General features: G+C 75.1%; 1 pseudogene. It reads right to left on the minus strand.

Going from position 1 to position 904, the window contains the following annotated elements:
• Positions 1 to 198 precede the first annotated feature (198 nt).
• Positions 199 to 904: pseudogene (locus EAO70_RS36095) on the minus strand (hypothetical protein); the annotation flags it as partial.

Here is a 904-nt window from a genome sequence, read left to right on the forward strand (position 1 = left end):
GGCTTCCGCCGTGACCTCGGCGTCCACCTGCTCGACGGTCCTGTCGCCGTACTCCAGGATGTCGTACTCGTCGTCGAGCAGGGCCAGCCACCCGTGAGGCGCTGACCCGCCGGCCGCAGAGACCGGGCGGCGCCATCGGCTTCCGATGGTGCCGCCTCCGCACGCCGTCGGCGGTGTGGTGCCGGTCGGGCGGTGCCGTCAGCGGCGGCCGCCCCGCCTGCGTCGTATCCAGATCCCGGCGGCGGCTCCGGCGAGTGCGGCGACCGCGAGCCCGATGGTGGTCAGCCAGGGACCCCAGGTCTCCTGCTCCCGGGGTTGGGTGGTGGCGGTCTGCGACGCCGAAGGCGAGGGCGTCGCGGGTACGGGCGACGACGGGGCGGGTGTTGACGGGGTCGGTGTCGCGCGGGCGGGTGTCGACGGGTCCGGTGTCGAACGGCCGGGTGTCGACAGGGCCGGCGTCGAGGGGGCCGGTGTCGCGCGTGCGGCGGCGACCGTCAGCTGTCGCTCGGCGTGACCGAGTCCGGGGTGACCGGCGTCGACCGTGACCTTCCAGCTGCCGGTCGGCAGTGCCTCGGCGGTGGTCCAGTCGACCGGCCGGGCGCCGCGGACGAGCTTCCAGGGGCCGACCGTACGGCTGCCGTCCGCGCTGACGGCACTGACCAGTGCGGCGACGCGTTCGTCCACGGGGTCGCCGTCGTTCTCCCAGGTCACCTGGGTCAGGACATGGCCGTCGCGGTGACCGGTGATGACCACCTCCAGGTTGTCGCCGTGTGCGGCGGCGGGCCGGGTCAGGGTCAGGCCGACGGCGACTGCCGCAGAAAGGACGAGCGCGGGTCGGGTGGCGGTGTGCATGGCGGTGCTCCGGTCCGGGAGGGAGAGAAGGAGGGGGCGGCGGGGCCGGCGG

This window comes from Streptomyces sp. adm13(2018), assembly GCF_008042145.1.
Taxonomy (GTDB): domain Bacteria; phylum Actinomycetota; class Actinomycetes; order Streptomycetales; family Streptomycetaceae; genus Streptomyces.